General features: G+C 44.4%; 13 protein-coding genes and 1 other RNA gene. 3 read left to right on the top strand and 11 right to left on the bottom strand.

What is annotated here, in order from left to right:
• Nucleotides 1–178: 178 nt before the first annotated feature.
• The 10 genes from ssrA to B4U84_RS21195 all read right to left on the bottom strand — a co-directional run bounded on the left by ssrA (nucleotide 179) and on the right by B4U84_RS21195 (nucleotide 8,500).
• Nucleotides 179–568: a transfer-messenger RNA gene (gene ssrA, locus B4U84_RS21240) on the bottom strand.
• Nucleotides 569–710: 142 nt separating this feature from the next.
• A complete protein-coding gene (locus B4U84_RS21235; RefSeq protein WP_131120483.1) occupies nucleotides 711–1,658 on the bottom strand; it encodes a F0F1 ATP synthase subunit gamma in 948 nt (315 codons plus the stop codon).
• A gap of 95 nt (nucleotides 1,659–1,753) precedes the next feature.
• Nucleotides 1,754–3,274: a F0F1 ATP synthase subunit alpha gene (atpA, locus tag B4U84_RS21230; protein ID WP_131120482.1), complete on the bottom strand. Its 1,521-nt coding sequence runs from the start codon at nucleotides 3,272–3,274 to the stop codon at nucleotides 1,754–1,756.
• Between the two features lie 174 nt (nucleotides 3,275–3,448).
• Nucleotides 3,449–4,003: an ATP synthase F1 subunit delta gene (gene atpH, locus B4U84_RS21225; RefSeq protein ID WP_131120481.1), complete on the bottom strand. Its 555-nt coding sequence runs from the start codon at nucleotides 4,001–4,003 to the stop codon at nucleotides 3,449–3,451.
• 2 nt (nucleotides 4,004–4,005) lie between these two features.
• Nucleotides 4,006–4,554: a F0F1 ATP synthase subunit B gene (locus B4U84_RS21220; RefSeq protein ID WP_017311144.1), complete on the bottom strand. Its 549-nt coding sequence runs from the start codon at nucleotides 4,552–4,554 to the stop codon at nucleotides 4,006–4,008.
• 163 nt (nucleotides 4,555–4,717) lie between these two features.
• Nucleotides 4,718–5,149 carry a F0F1 ATP synthase subunit B' gene (locus B4U84_RS21215; protein ID WP_017311143.1) on the bottom strand — a complete coding sequence of 144 codons (432 nt, stop codon included), beginning with the start codon at nucleotides 5,147–5,149 and terminating at the stop codon, nucleotides 4,718–4,720.
• Between the two features lie 230 nt (nucleotides 5,150–5,379).
• Nucleotides 5,380–5,625: an ATP synthase F0 subunit C gene (gene atpE / locus B4U84_RS21210; protein WP_008233924.1), complete on the bottom strand. Its 246-nt coding sequence runs from the start codon at nucleotides 5,623–5,625 to the stop codon at nucleotides 5,380–5,382.
• 113 nt (nucleotides 5,626–5,738) lie between these two features.
• Complete coding sequence (atpB, locus tag B4U84_RS21205) at nucleotides 5,739–6,494, bottom strand: F0F1 ATP synthase subunit A (RefSeq protein ID WP_016863342.1); 756 nt, start codon at nucleotides 6,492–6,494, stop codon at nucleotides 5,739–5,741.
• Between the two features lie 99 nt (nucleotides 6,495–6,593).
• Nucleotides 6,594–7,052 carry an ATP synthase subunit I gene (locus tag B4U84_RS21200; RefSeq protein ID WP_017311142.1) on the bottom strand — a complete coding sequence of 153 codons (459 nt, stop codon included), beginning with the start codon at nucleotides 7,050–7,052 and terminating at the stop codon, nucleotides 6,594–6,596.
• Nucleotides 7,053–7,315: 263 nt separating this feature from the next.
• Nucleotides 7,316–8,500: a class I SAM-dependent methyltransferase gene (locus B4U84_RS21195; RefSeq protein WP_131120480.1), complete on the bottom strand. Its 1,185-nt coding sequence runs from the start codon at nucleotides 8,498–8,500 to the stop codon at nucleotides 7,316–7,318.
• A 31-nt stretch (nucleotides 8,501–8,531) separates the two neighbouring features.
• On the opposite strand from B4U84_RS21195, the gene B4U84_RS21190 reads away from it, so the two are divergent.
• The gene (locus tag B4U84_RS21190; protein WP_242677677.1) at nucleotides 8,532–9,287 is read left to right on the top strand and encodes a 2-phosphosulfolactate phosphatase; all 756 of its coding nucleotides are present in this window, start codon (nucleotides 8,532–8,534) and stop codon (nucleotides 9,285–9,287) included.
• On the opposite strand, the gene B4U84_RS21185 is transcribed toward B4U84_RS21190, so the two are convergent.
• Nucleotides 9,247–9,507 carry a hypothetical protein gene (locus B4U84_RS21185; RefSeq protein ID WP_207390971.1) on the bottom strand — a complete coding sequence of 87 codons (261 nt, stop codon included), beginning with the start codon at nucleotides 9,505–9,507 and terminating at the stop codon, nucleotides 9,247–9,249. The two genes, B4U84_RS21190 and B4U84_RS21185, sit on opposite strands and share 41 nt — an antisense overlap.
• A gap of 44 nt (nucleotides 9,508–9,551) precedes the next feature.
• On the opposite strand from B4U84_RS21185, the gene B4U84_RS21180 reads away from it, so the two are divergent.
• On the top strand, nucleotides 9,552–10,016 hold the full coding sequence (locus B4U84_RS21180) for a sensor histidine kinase (RefSeq protein ID WP_242677676.1): 465 nt from the start codon (nucleotides 9,552–9,554) through the stop codon (nucleotides 10,014–10,016).
• 315 nt (nucleotides 10,017–10,331) lie between these two features.
• Nucleotides 10,332–13,745 (top strand): phycobilisome rod-core linker polypeptide, encoded by a 3,414-nt coding sequence (locus B4U84_RS21175; protein ID WP_131120478.1) that lies wholly within the window; start codon nucleotides 10,332–10,334, stop codon nucleotides 13,743–13,745.
• Nucleotides 13,746–14,190: the final 445 nt, after the last annotated feature.

Raw genomic sequence — 14,190 nt, 5'->3', positions numbered from 1 at the left:
TTAAGAATTTTTCGTCATAATTTTGGGCTTGTAGAGACGCGATTTATCGCGTCTCTGGTGGATTTAAATACAATCGGTTTGTCTTATCCGAACCGTATTGCATCCAATCCTACCACTCATTCAAACTACCGAATAAACAAAATCCACCTAAGATAATTAGGTGGATTTGCTTTTTATTTAGTGGATCCGAGCAGAGTCGAACTGCTGTCCAAACTGGGTATTGACCCTCCACTCATTCACAGGTTTAGCCTTTTTCACCCTCTAAGGCGGGGAAAGTTCTTTATCCCGAACAATAGGATGCTCTGGTAAAGTCTTTGCTAATTAGTCCACCAGAGGGAACTTGTTAGCGCATCCGTTGGGGTTTGCCTCTAGCCCTTAACGGAGTCAGACTAGAAGCGCTCGGACCTATAAGAGGCTATTAGGCAGCTACAAGAGCTTCCTTACGAGCAAATTTTACGATGTTGTTCGCATTTACTTTTTTTTGAGCCTTGGATTTGCGAGAGACGACTCACTCTCGACCTGAATCACAGAGAAGCTTTCGCCAGCCTGTCAAAACCGGTACGGACCCATGAGTATTCTATACTCTTATTATAATGGGAAGTTTTTCAATTTGCGACTCAAAATTTTAGATTTCGGATTTTTGATTTTGGATTGAAAATTCTGTGCTAATTCCAATCTCAAATCTAAAATCTAAAATCTAAAATCTTTTTTTAGGTCAGTGCTTGAGCGCCACCTACAACCTCAAGAATTTCTTGAGTAATTGCGGCTTGCCGTGCTTTGTTGTAAGACAGAGTCAGAGTGTTAATCAATTCACCAGCATTATCGCTAGCATTGCTCATCGCTGTCATACGGGCGGCTAGTTCGCTAGCTGAGGATTCTTGTAATGCCCGTAACAGTTGGTTGGTAAGATACAGAGACAGCAAAGAATCCAAAATTTGTGCTGGATCTTGCTCGAAGATCATGTCGCGAGGTAAAGCGCGAGTTTGGGTAGTTACTTTTTGTCGTTCAACTTCAAATCGACCACCACGAGTAGTCAAACGAAAGATTTCGTCATCAGCGGTTTCTAAACCTTGGGTATCAAGGGGAAGCAAAGTTTGCACTACAGGTCGAGAACTAACCAGAGACACAAAGCGAGTGTAAATCAATTCGACACGATCTACGCTTTCTGATAAAAATAGGGAAAGCAACTCATTGGCAATATTAGAAGCTTCTCCTGCGGTCGGGATTTGTTCTAAACCAGTGTAGGTTGCATCAATTGGTTGATCACGACGTTGGAAGTACTGTGTAGCTTTTCGTCCTACCAGTACTAATTTATAATTGATACCTTCTGCTTTGAGTTCCTTGATCCGATTTTCCGCGCGCTTGATGACATTGGTGTTGTAACCGCCACAAAGACCGCGATCGCCTGAGACAACCAATAGTCCTACTGATTTAACTTCCCGTTTTCTCAACAAAGGCGAGTTAGCGTCTTCAAACTGCAAACGAGCTTGTAAACCGTAGAGTACCTGGGCTAGACGATCAGCGAAGGGGCGGGTGGCTAATACCTGCTCTTGGGCGCGACGTACCCTTGCAGCAGCCACCAGCCGCATGGCTTCTGTAATTTTTTTGGTATTTTTTACCGATTGAATGCGATCGCGTATTGCTTTGAGATTAGCCATAATCTTTGTCCTTAGTCATTACTCAATGGTCAAAAGTCCAGAGTCCAGAGTTAAGAGTCTTGACTCTTGACCCTGGACTCTTGACTCTTGACTACTTATGCTGTTGCCAAGAAGGTCTTCTTGTATTCGTTGATCGCTTCTTTTAAAGCTGCTTCTTCGTTGTCACCTAGTGCTTTTTGTGTTTGTACACCTTGGACGTACTGAGGTTTGCTGGTCTTGAGGTATTCCCGCAGACCCTTAGCGAAGGTAGTAACTTTATCGGTAGGAATGTCGTCTAAATAACCATTTAGACCAGCATAGAGAATGGCTACTTGCTCGTACACTGATAAGGGCGAGTTTTGGGGCTGTTTGAGGAGTTCCCGTAAACGCTGACCTCGTGCCAACTGGTCTTGAGTGGTTTTATCAAGGTCAGAAGCAAATTGAGAGAAAGCTTGTAATTCGTCAAATTGAGCCAATTCTAGCTTCAACTTACCAGCAACTTTCTTCATTGCCTTGGTTTGAGCCGCAGAACCCACACGGGATACGGAAATACCAGGGTTAATAGCCGGACGAATACCAGCGTTGAACAAGTCAGAAGATAAGAAGATCTGACCGTCAGTGATCGAAATCACATTGGTGGGAATGTAAGCAGATACGTCACCGGCTTGAGTTTCGATGATTGGGAGGGCGGTCATGCTACCTTTACCCAATTCGTCACTTAGTTTTGCTGCTCGTTCCAACAAGCGGGAGTGGAGGTAAAATACGTCTCCAGGATAAGCTTCCCGTCCGGGTGGACGACGCAACAGCAAGGACATTTGCCGATAAGCTGCGGCTTGTTTGGAGAGGTCATCGTAAATTACTAGGGTAGCTTTGCCCTTGTACATGAAGTACTCAGCAATTGACGCCCCAGTATAAGGAGCCAGGTATTGTAGAGATGCGGGTTCACTGGCATTAGCAGCAACAACGACGGTGTAATCTAGTGCGCCTTTCTCTTGCAGAGTCTGGACAACGTTGGCAACAGTAGAAGCTTTTTGACCGATCGCTACGTAAACACAAATTACATCTTCTTCTTTTTGGTTGATGATCGTGTCAATTGCGATCGCTGTTTTTCCAGTCTGACGGTCGCCAATAATCAATTCCCGTTGACCGCGACCGATGGGAATCATCGCGTCGATAGCGGTGATTCCAGTTTGCATCGGTTCGTGTACTGAGCGACGAGCAACAATACCAGGTGCAGGAGATTCAAGTAAACGGCTTTCTGATGTCTTGATTTCACCTTTACCATCAATTGCCCGACCCAAAGCATCAACTACGCGTCCAACCAAGTCTTCCCCTACAGGAATCTGAGCGATTTTACCGGTAGCGGTGACGGTGCTACCTTCTTGAATTGAGTGACCTTCACCCATCAACACCGCACCAACATTGTCTTCTTCTAAGTTGAGGGCGATGCCGACTGTACCATCTTCAAATTCTAACAATTCCCCAGCCATGGCCTTTTCTAGACCATAAACACGGGAAATACCATCACCGATACTAAGAACTGTACCAACGTTAGCAACTTTGACTTGTTGGTCGTATTGCTCGATTTGTTGCTGAATAATGCTGCTAATTTCGTCAGGTCTGATGCTAATTGCCATTTGTCTATCTTGCTTTTTGGTGAGACAACAGGAGTGAAGAAGAATTTTAGGTTTTAGAGTTAGTAGTTAATGATCGTTTTCTTTAACCAACAAATAACTACTAAAAATCACCAATCCAAAATCCAAAATCCATAGACGCTTCTGCGGCTTCCCGCAGGGTAATCCAAAATTAGTTTAGGCGCTCGTTAAGCGCAAAGACAGGCGACGCAGTTGACCCCGCAAACTAGCGTCAATTACCTGAGAACCTACTTTAATAATGACACCACCAATAATGTCAGGGTCGATTCTGGTTTCCAGCTCTACTTCGCGAGCATTGGTCATGGCGATAACCTTTTGTCTGACTGCTGCGGACTGGTCTTCGCTCAGAGGAACAGCAGAAACTACTTCTGCTAACACTGTTTGTTTGAGTTGCCGCAACAGTGCTAAATATTGTCGGCAAACATCTTCCAATAACATAATGCGTCGTCTATCTACCAACAGCATTAAAAAATTACGGAAGTAAGTGTTAGCACCTTCACCCAAAATCCGGTTGAGAACTGCTTTTCTATCCTCTGTCTGGATAAATGGGTTATTGAGAAACTGTTGTAGTTCCTCACTGTTAGACAACAAGTTCAGCAAAGCACGAATGTCTTCGCCGAACTCTTCTGTCAAATTATTTGATTGCGCTACCGACATTAAAGCCTCTGCATAAGGCAGGGCTACTTCTGATAATCCTGCATTGCTTGTCATTTCTAGCCTCCCAGTAGCGCGATACTACGATCAATCAATGCTTGTTGAGCATCGTCGCCAATTCCACTGCGGAGTTCCGATTCGGCTTTTTGCAATGCCATGGCTACTACCCGTTGCCGCAGTTCGGCAAAGGCTCGCTCTCTTTCTGTGTCTAAATCGCGGGCAGCAGTTTCTTTCATTCGTTCCACTTCCTCTGCCGCCCGTGCCAAAATTGCTTCACGAGCTGAACGAGCATTTTCTTCGGCAGCTTTGCGGATTTGTTGCGCTTCTGCTTGTGCCTGGGTCAAATTTTGTTGCACGTCGGAAAGTTGGGCTGCTGCTTCTTTAGCACGCTCTTCAGCTTCCCGAATTGCAGTTTCAATATTTGAGCGTCGCTCGCTGAGGGTGTTACTGATAACTTTACGCCCAAAGTAAAATAAAACACCAACTAGAATTGCCAGGTTAATTATATTGGTTTCAAGAATGTTGAAGTCTAGACCAAAACCGCCTGGCGATTCTGCTTCTGCTGCCGCCTCTGTGGCTAATAATAAGACTGTTCCTACAATACCCATCTACAACTGCGCTGCTCCCTTGCGAATCGTAAGTTAGAACTTTCCCTAAAGGAAAAAAGTGTCAATACGTGACACTTAATTCAGCGCTCACCGGACGAATGCCCCGCAGCGCAAATACTTTTTGGAACCGATGTTGTGAGCTATCAACAGTCACTATTTTTGACTATTTGACTAAAGAAGGTCCCAAGAGTTTTTCCAGAATCTGCCTGCTGAAGGCATCTACCTGTTGCTCCAAGGAACGTAAAGCTTCCTGCTTTTGCTGTTCTATTTCTTGAGCCACTTGTTCTCGTTGCGCCTGAGCTTCTTTTTGGGCTTCAGCGATTTTCTCGGCAGTAATTTTTTGAGCTTCAGTCTGAGCTTGGGCAATGACATTTTGAGATTGCCTACGTGCTTCTGCTAGCTGTTGCTCATATTCCTTGGTCAATCGCTCGGCTTTAGCCAAGCGTTCGCGAGCTTCAAGGTTATTCGTTCGGATGTAATTATCGCGATCGTCTAGTACCTTGGTCAATGGCTTGTAGAAAATCACATTTAAAACAGCTGCCAACAGCAGGAACTGCAATGCCATTAAGGGCAAGGTAGCATCGAAATCAAACATTTCTCTCCTCTTTGGCTGTAACAGCAGTTTTTGTGGCTAGCAATTTTGATTTACCTTTAATGAAGGTTAAATCCTGTCTCAGAGACGTGATACCAAATGAGGATAATTAGGATTATTTTGAAACGAATTAAACAGCCTTCTTGGAAAAGCTTTTAATCCAAAATCTCAAATCTAAAATCCAAAATTGCTATGAGTCATCACGTCTCTCAAAAGAAAAAGTTTTGGAGATTCTAAGAGAATGGGTTAGCAAACAGCAATACTAGTGCAATCACCAAACCATAGATTGTCAGTGATTCCATGAACGCCAAAGTTAACAGCAATGTACCGCGAATTTTTCCTTCTGCCTCTGGCTGACGGGCGATACCTTCTACTGCTTGACCTGCGGCGTTACCTTGACCAATACCAGGGCCAATTGCAGCTAAACCAATTGCTAAAGCAGCAGCGAGAACTGAAGCAGCAGAAACCAATGGATCCATGTTGATTTTCCTTACCTTGAGTACAAAACTAACGGTTTGCGATTTTGCTTTTTAGATTTGTTACTGAATCAAATATCCAGTGACAAAATCTAAAACTACATCAACTGAGGACTCTAATGTTCCTCATGTCCTTCATCACCATGTCCCTCCATGGCCTCGTGAATATAAGCCCCTGCAAGGGTAGCAAAAACCAGGGCTTGAATGGCGCTAGTAAACAAGCCAAGAGCCATTACAGGAAGAGGAACAAATAGAGGGACTAATAGAACTAGTACCGCCACCACTAATTCATCCGCCAAAATGTTGCCAAAAAGACGGAAGCTTAGGGAAAGAGGTTTGGTGAAATCTTCTAGAATCGCGATTGGTAATAGAACCGGCGTTGGCTCGATATACTTCTTAAAGTAACCCAAACCGCGTTTGCTAAAACCTGCGTAAAAGTAAGCTAAAGAAGTCAATAACGCCAGTGCTACTGTCGTATTGATGTCATTCGTCGGAGCTGCTAATTCGCCAGATGGGAGTTTGATGAGCTTCCAAGGAATTAAAGCGCCCGACCAATTGGATACAAAGATAAACAGGAACAGTGTGCCGATAAAAGGCACCCAAGGACGATATTCTTTCTCACCTAGTTGGTTTTTCGTCAAATCCCGAATAAATTCCAGGGCATATTCCATAAAATTCTGTATGCCACTGGGAATTCTTTGGGCATTGCGAGTAGCGGCTATTGAAGCCACTACTAAAATAGCAATCACGAACCAAGAGGTAAGAAAAACTTGTCCATGTACTTTGAGATTACCCAATTGCCAGTAGAAATGATTTCCTACTTCTAATTCGGCAAGAGTAACAGAATTGAAGAAGTTCAGGAGATGGAGCATTTTCTTCCCAAATCAACTAATTCTCCAATCTTAAGCTGGAGAAAAAGAACTAGAAGCCTGGTGTGGATTTACTTGAAGGCAAACTCACATTAAGCCTTGTTAAGGTTTTGGAATATTTGGCAAGCCAGAGATAAAAGCTTCTCTAACTACATAGAAAATGAGCGTGGCTTTATATGTCAAAAATCCCAAAAATATGGGCAAAATTTGCAGTTCATTCCACCGAGATGCCAGCAGAATTATTACTACTAACAGGGCGAACCGATTTTTATTCAGTTGCCGTTTTTGTGGGCCTAAGCGCTCAACATCTTTTGCCAACATCCTCATGTAAAGCATACCCGTAAATGCCCCAAGAAGATAATTAAGGGCAATATTTAGGGAATAAAAAATCCACACAGAGATAAAAACAATCCCCGTCAAGACAAGCGTGATTAGCAAAAACTCCTGGTAGAGTTGATAAAACTCTTTCATAGAGTCTACTGGTTCTGTGTCCTCAAAACCAGGGCTTGAATCTTGTTGTGTTGTCGGTGTGGGATCAGTTGATTGATCAGACAAGCTCACGGGACTTGAAACCAGTACAGCTAATTATGTTGACTGCACATTCAGCCAGCTAAATCATATCACGCTGAGGTAACAATACTTTAGAAAAAAACAATTAACTTAGTCATTGGGGATCGGGGAAAAGGGATCGGGGATCGGGGATTGGGGAAAAGAGATCGGGGAATAGGGATTGGGGAATAAGGAAATTAGCTGTCCATAATTCCCACATATTTCCTGATCCCCGATCCCCGATCCCCGATCCCTTTTCCCCGATCCTTGATTTTTCAGCTTGGTGTTAACATCATCAATTGCTGATTTAGGAGCGATCGCACTTGCTTTAACTCTAGCTGTACATTCTCCCGCAAAATTTCTGCTACTGTTTTCTTCCCCTCGCAGGCTTGCAGAAATTCTAATTCGGCTGCCGACAAATGTATTATCTGGTAATCGTAATTGAATACACACTGGCTCGGAAAACCATCTATACAGGGATTACGTTCAGCTATCGCTGTCATTAAAGCTTCATCGCTTGACCAGTCGGCTTTGGTGATGGGTAGACGACCAAGAAAAAATTCGTAGTGGGCGACTTCTGGGTCTAATAATTCTATTAGACGGTAACGCTGGCGATCGCTTAACTCACCTGCCCTTACCATCAATTCCGGCGCTTTAGCCAAAAGTCGGTCTAATTGCCAGAAACCAGGATTTGAGAAGCCGATAAACTCTAATCCGGAAGCGTCGATGAGTTCAAACAGCGTGTCTATATTGTAATCAATTTCTTGGGGATGGACATACATGTCAGCAAAGCATTCATCTCGCTGATTTTCTAAAGACCAACGCTCTTTTTCTTTCTTGACAATTCTGTTTTTTTCTGATAGCGATGCAAATATTTGTCGCCCAACTTGGACCCCATCGCGATAATCACCGCGTTGCTCACCTTGGATCAGAGCGATCGCTTTTTGCATGAGTTGAATTTCCCAGCGTCCCAACTCTCCATAAACAAAAATGTGCATTAAGCCACCTGGGGCTAATTTCTTGGACAAGGCTTGAATACCGCGAATTGGGTCGCCTAAGTGATGCAGTACCCCTACACAATTAATTAAATCAAACTCACCCGGAAGTTGTGCCACGTCGTAAAGGCTAAGGTGATGAAATTCGACGCGGTTTGCACCGGAACGTTGACAGCGTTCCTTAGCAACCTCCAATGCACCTGCACTCAGGTCAATTCCGACTACAGAAGCATGAGGATTAAGGTGAACTAAATACTCTGTTCCTACTCCTGTCCCACAACCAGCATCTAAAATCCGGATGTCTTGTTTTTGGGGTTTTTGCCCAGTACAAAAATTGTAGGCTGCTAACCAATTCCAGCGCCAATTGTAGCCGGGGGGTGGTTCATCCAGCAATGGTTCTGGCGGAAAAGGATAGGTATCGTAGAGTTTAGCAACAGCAGTACTAACAGTTTGGGAGTCGGACATAACAAGCTTTCATGGCAGTATTTTTGAGTTTATGGCAAAAAGTATGATCTTTAACCAATCGGAATTTGACCTGCGCTGCGAATGGGGAGATCGTGGTATCACTCAACTTGCTCCCATTAGCGATGTGATTGTGGTAGTTGATGTTTTGTCTTTTTCGACCTCTGTGGAAATTGCCACTAGCAACGGTGCGATAATTTTTCCCTACCAATGGAAAAATAAATCAGCCCTTGATTATGCTAAGTCTTTAGAGGCAGAATTGGCAGGCGATCGCACTTCCAAAAACAGCTATTCTCTCTCACCCACATCACTAACTAAAATCCCAGCAAAAACTAAACTGGTTTTACCATCACCCAATGGTTCTTCCCTGACTTTGCAAACTGGGAAAACACCAACTTTAGCTGGTTGCTTGCGAAATTACCAAGCTGTGGCGGAATTTGCTCAAAAATATGGTTCCAAAATCGCAGTTATTCCCGCAGGCGAAAGATGGGAAGATGGGACTTTACGACCTGCATGTGAAGATTTGATTGGTGCTGGGGCAATTCTTAGCTATTTACATGGTAGTTTTTCACCAGAAGCAGAAATTGCTGTGTCTGCTTTTCATGCTGTTAACAAAAATTTGTTGGCGTATTTCAAAAAATCTAGTTCTGGAAAAGAGTTAATTGCTCGTGGGTTTGAATCAGATGTAGAAATTGCCGCCGCTTTAAATGTGAGCGATTGTGTACCTTTGTTTACTGAAAATGCCTATATTAACAGCAAGGCTCAAGTACAACCAAGACTGCTTCCTTAACAGGATTTTGAGCATTTCTGGGTGCAACTACCAACTGGGATAACTTTGCTTTTGAGGAAATTGAAGACAAAAGTCGTTCCTTTAGTGTTCCAGTGGCTTGTCCCATTCCGTTTCCCTTAGCATCGGTGCGTAAAGCAGTAATCATTTCTGGCGGCTCATTACCTACGAGATACAATCCATACTCCTGATTAGGCGTTAGTCCCAGAACAAGCAAATCCAATCCATGCAGGTCAACTCCAAATTCAGCCCCAAGCAGTTTCCGCAGTGGCGATCGCTCAAGAATGTATTTTCCGGATGCAGCCCTCTGCGATGCAAGCAGGTATAGAGCTAAAGTTATCTGTCGCTACCCCTATAATCACAATCTGGGTTGATCCGGAACTGACCGGACAAGTCATTCTTAATTTGCTTGACAACGCCATCAAGTACTCCCCCAATACTAATTTCATCGATGTTTCTATCCTCCCGCCTGTGCAAAAAAACGAACATAACTACCTTCCCTTGCAAGTGCAGGACTTTGGGCAGGGTATGACACCTAACATGTTGGGCCAAGTTACAGAGCGCTTTTACCGGGGGGATAATGCTCGGCCAAGGGGTGGATTAGGTTTGGGGTTGGCGATCGCCCACCAAGTTTGTCAGATGCAAGGAGGTAGCCTACAGATTGAAAGTAAGCTAAGACAAGGAACTACCGTCACCCTTTTTCTGCCTATTGCTGCGGCATTTTCCTTATAAACCTCCTGTGTGCCTCTCAGGCAAAATGTTTATGTGGTGTTTTTGTAATCAAATCTATACAAAACTTAGATTTTTTCTCAGAAACCTAAAGCATCGCCATTCAAGAACCGAGACATCAACGCTACAGTTTCTACATACTTCTTAATAAATCCCCTGATAAATCCCAAAACGTTCTAATCTAAAAGCTGACTGGGTTAATTTTTTCTGGCAACTTAGCAGGCGGCACGGGGTCAGCATGAAAATACCTAAGTGTCAAGCCCTAAAGTAACCCAGACTTAACACATAAACGCATATGATGGGAGTTTTACAAATCCGATGAGTGTTAAGGCAAGTGGTGGAAGCTCAGTTGCGCGTCCGCAACTATATCAAACCCTAGCTGTATCAACAATTTCCCAAGCGGAGCAGCAAGACCGCTTTTTGGGAGCCGGAGAATTAAATGAACTGGCAAGTTATTTTGCATCTGGTGCAAAACGTTTAGAAATCGCCCAGGCGCTCACGGACAATTCCGAAATTATTGTTTCTCGAGCTGCCAACAGAATTTTTGTTGGTGGTTCGCCAATGGCTTTTTTGGAAAAACCCAGAGAGCCAGAATTGGCAATGGCGGTAGCAGCAGCTGCATCCACTGCGGATGTTAGAGATACAATGAGACTCGGAACTGTCACCTACGTGGAAACTCGTGGTGGGTTCCTAGAAAACTTACGTTCGATTTTTAACTCTTCGCCTAGTGGTCCGATCCCACCCGGTTTCCGACCAATTAACATCGCCCGTTATGGTCCAGCCAACATGGCGAAGAGCTTGCGGGACTTATCATGGTTCTTGCGTTACGCTACTTATGCGATCGTGGCAGGTGATCCTAACATCATCGCTGTCAACACACGCGGTTTGCGAGAAATAATTGAAAACGCTTGCTCCGGTGAAGCGACAATTGTGGCTTTACAGGAATTGAAAGCGGCTGCACTTTCTTATTTCCGTCAAGACACTGAAGCAGCAGATATTGTGTCTCAGTATATGGATGTTTTGATTACAGAATTCAAAGCACCCAGTCCTTCTAATAAACTACGGCAACGTCCTTCTGGTGATCAACAAGGTTTACAACTGCCTCAAATTTACTTTAATGCGGCAGAACGGCGACCAAAGTTTGTCATGAAGCCTGGTTTGTCTGCTGCTGAGAAAACCGAAGTTGTCAAAGCTGCTTATCGGCAAATTTTTGAGCGTGATATCACCCGCGCTTACAGCTTGTCAATATCTAATTTAGAATCTCAGGTGAAAAATGGCGACATCTCAATGAAAGAGTTTGTCCGTCGCCTTGCTAAATCTCCACTTTACCGGAAACAATTTTACGAACCATTTATTAATAGCCGCGCTTTAGAACTTGCTTTCCGTCACATTTTAGGACGGGGACCAAGCAGCCGGGAAGAAGTACAAAAGTACTTTGATATTGTTTCCCGTGGGGGTTTATCAGCATTAGTTGATGCTCTGGTAGATTCTGATGAATACTCAGACTACTTCGGCGAGGAAACAGTACCCTATATTCGGGGTCTGGGTCAAGAAGCTCAAGAGTGTCGTAACTGGGGACCACAGCAAGACCTGTTTAAATACAGTGCGCCTTTCCGCAAAGTACCTCAGTTTATTACAACTTTTGCAAAATATAACCAGCCGCTACCCGACCAGCATGTTTATGGTTCTGGTAACGACCCACTAGAAATTCAATTTGGAGCGATTTTCCCGAAAGAAACTCGCAACCCCAGCAGCAGTCCTGCTCCTTTTGGTAAGGATACAAGACGTATTTTGATTCACCAAGGGCCGGGAATTAATAACCAAACTGGTAATCCTTCTGCGCGTGGTGAGTTTCCTGGAACTCTCGGACCAAAAGTTTTCCGCTTGGATCAAATTCCCAGAACCTTGAGTAAGGGAACTGGTAAGGGAGCAAGTGTAAAATTCTCTGAAAGTTCTACTCAAGCTGTAATTCGTGGAGCTTACCTACAAGTATTTGGTCGAGATGTCTACGAAGGTCAGCGCTTAAAAGTCCAAGAAATTAAGCTGGAAAACGGCGAAATTTCGGTACGGGAGTTTGTTCGGGCTTTAGCGAAGTCGGATTTATTCCGTAAGCTTTACTGGACACCCTATTATGTTTGTAAGGCGATCGAGTACATCCACCGTCGCTTGTTGGGTCGTCCCACCTACGGTCGTCAAGAAAATAACAAATACTTTGACATCGCCTCGAAGAAAGGATTCTATGGGGTAGTTGACGCGATTCTTGATACCGAGGAATACAGTCAGGCGTTTGGTGAAGATACGGTTCCTTACGAACGCTACTTGACTCCCAGTGGTGTAGCATTGCGGAAACTGCGTGTTGGTAGCATCCGTGAAGATGTTGGTGCAAAAGTCGAGAAGCAAGAAACACCTAAGTTTGTAGAATTGGGTACAGTCACCGAAATGCGGACTGAACCTGATATCCAATTCCGGATTAATCAAGGTGTCAGCAAAAAACGTGACCAAAGAAAAATCTTCAAGTTGGTTGCGGGAACTGACGACAAGGTCGCTGTACAAAGTGTGATCAGCGCCGCCTATCGGCAGATTTTTGAGCGGGATGTTGCACCATACGTCGCTTCTTCTAGAGAATTCAAAGTCCTGGAAAGCAAGCTGGGTAATGGTGAAATCACTGTGAAGGAATTCATAGAAGGTTTAGGCTGTTCTGGCTTATACCTGAAAGAGTTTTATACACCATACCCCAACACGAAAGTAATTGAACTGGGAACTAAGCATTTCCTGGGACGCGCCCCCTTAGATCAAGCGGAAATCAGGAAGTATAACCAGATTTTGGCAACTCAAGGTATTCGCGCTTTCATCCGAACGCTGGTAAGTACTCAAGAGTATCTCCAAGCCTTTGGTGAGGATACAGTACCTTATAACCGCTTTGCGACCTTCCCGGCGGCAAACTTCCCCAACAGTCAAAAACTGTATAACCAGCTGACCAAGCAAAGCAAGGATATTGTTGTCCCAAGTTTTGAGCCGACTAAGTCGCGGATGAATGTTGCCCAAATGCCAATTATGGCGAAGGCGATCGCAGACATAGCAGCACAAGCGAAGGCGATCGACAAGAGCAAACCCCTGTTTGTGGAACTTGGTCGTTCCTACAACGATGGCCGTGGGCAATCTGTAGAAGTTGGTGTCGGTACTAGTCGCCGCAAACCAGCACGTATTTACCGCCTAACAGTAGGGGCAAATCAAGCCGAAATCCAACAGGTAATCAATGCTATCTACGTTCAGGTAATGGATGTGTTTAGCGGTCAAATTCCTGAATACTTCCGGCGTACAGACCTCGAAAGCAAACTACGGAACGGAGAAATTTCTGTACACGAGTTTGTGCGTGAATTGGCTAGTTGCGAAATTTATCGCAAGCGCTTCTACACTCCTTATCCCAACACCAAGGTCATAGAATTCCTCTTCCGTCATCTGTTGGGACGTGCGCCAGCAACTCAAGCTGAAATTCGTCAGTACAACAAAATACTGGCTGATAGCGGTTTGAAAGCGGCTGTAGAGGCTATAGTCAATAGCCCAGAGTATGCCCGTTACTTTGGTGAAGATGTGGTACCTTACCAGCGCTTCCCGTCCCTACCTGCGGGTAACTATCTCGGTAGCGTGAAAGCAGCAGCTGACTTGGTAAAACAATCTTGGTCTAGCTTGTCACCTTCTGTACTCACCGGGCGTTACACCCAGGGGGGTTAAGTTCTACTCTTGAGGGGATCGGGAATTGGGGATCGGGGATTGGGGATCAGGGATTGGGAATGGAAGGGGAATTATTTCACAAGTCTCTTTCCAATGCCCAATGTCCCATGCCCCATGCCCCATGCCCCATGCCACATGCCCCATGCCCAATAAAGTGGTATGAGCTTACGTTTTCCAAAGCGTGGAGAGCTAAAGCAATCTTTCGTAACATTGTTTTCAGATTGTGAAAATCGAAGCAAACATGAAAAGGAATGTTACAAACTGTTAAGACGAGTCATATATGCTCAACATAATGCCCGAAAATAAATCCGGGAGGTAGCTAAGTTTCAAAGCTTGAGTATGTGTGATGACTCAGGCAAACTCGAAATTAAACAGTTTCAGTATTCATGGGATTACTAAACCTGGCAAAACGAGAAAACAAAGCTACTACCAACGCGTAAAGTCG

Source organism: Westiellopsis prolifica IICB1 (assembly GCF_004323185.1).
Lineage (GTDB): Bacteria > Cyanobacteriota > Cyanobacteriia > Cyanobacteriales > Nostocaceae > Pelatocladus > Pelatocladus prolificus_A.
Note: the sequence above shows the minus strand (reverse complement) of the source record. Positions and strands in the feature narration are given on the sequence as shown.